The organism is Enterococcus canintestini, assembly GCF_001885735.1.
Taxonomy (GTDB): domain Bacteria; phylum Bacillota; class Bacilli; order Lactobacillales; family Enterococcaceae; genus Enterococcus_C; species Enterococcus_C canintestini.
Window position 1 is genome coordinate 1 of sequence record NZ_JXKG01000050.1, and the last position, 1,074, is coordinate 1,074.

A 1,074-nucleotide genomic window follows, 5' to 3' on the forward strand; every position below is an offset into this window, starting at 1 on the left:
GTCAAAGTATGAATTATTCAGGTAATTTGTAAAACTATAAAAATAAAAATTCCAATAACTATAATGAGCGGCAAACTTTTAATCAACATTTTAAGCCTCTCCTTTTTTGAAATAGTTAAATAATTAATTTGTATGATTTTAATTTAATTATGCACTGTTTGTATCCGTTTTCCTAACAATTTAATAAAAATATCAAATATATTTCAAAAAACGTTATTTAAAACAAGCTACTAATTTCTATATCTCAAATTCATACTTGATATGAGATATAGAAATCACCCGAATTGCTAGTTAATTTCGCTGATTTGAAAGCCTTTTATGATTTTCTGTAAGAAAAAATTATTTTTAGACGTTCAAACCTATGTTTGTGAGATTACAAAAGTTCATCATGACTGCCTGTACGTGTCATTGTTAAGATTAAATTTTTATCGTCAATCTTGTAAATGAGTAACCAGTCTTTATCTAAATGAAGTTCTCTGTAACCTTTCCAGTTTCCTTTTAAAGCGTGGTCTCTATATTTTCTTACCAATTCATCTTGGTTGTTTGTGACAAGCAACTTAACTACTTTTTCTAGCTTTTCCATATCGTAGTGTTTTTTCATCATTCTTTTATAATCTCTTTTGAATATAGAAGTGTACTCAATCGTCAGCATTTAAATTCTCCATCAGGTCTGCTACTGAATCAACCTTTGTTGTCAAGCCATTTTCTACTTCATAGCGAGCAATAACATTTTCAATGGGTTCTCTACTTGGTTGGAAAGGTAAACGTTGTTCTCGCACACTTTGCTTTAGAAATATTGTAACGGCTGTGGTTAAATCCATTCCCATATCTTTGTAAACTTCTTTTGCTTGCTCTTTTAAATCTCCATCAATCCGAATATTAAGTCGTGATACAGTCATGAAATCACTTCCTTCCTATAAATAAAGTATACCACATTATAATCACAACGGCAACACGTTGGGATATTTATCCCCCGTTCTTTTCAAGAACATGCGCCACATACAGGCTATCAATACTCGACATTGATAGTTTTTCTAGTTCTTCATAAGTAAAGTCACTGTTTCGTACAATCAA

2 protein-coding genes are annotated in these 1,074 nt (G+C 30.7%); both read right to left on the minus strand.

What is annotated here, in order from left to right:
- Positions 1-373 precede the first annotated feature (373 nt).
- Entirely contained in the window at positions 374-652 is a 279-nt protein-coding gene (locus tag RU96_RS12550) for a type II toxin-antitoxin system RelE/ParE family toxin (protein WP_071865806.1), read from the minus strand.
- A complete protein-coding gene (locus RU96_RS12555) occupies positions 639-899 on the minus strand; it encodes a type II toxin-antitoxin system RelB/DinJ family antitoxin (protein ID WP_071865807.1) in 261 nt (86 codons plus the stop codon). Before RU96_RS12555 ends, RU96_RS12550 begins: the two co-directional genes overlap by 14 nt.
- Positions 900-1,074 lie beyond the last annotated feature (175 nt).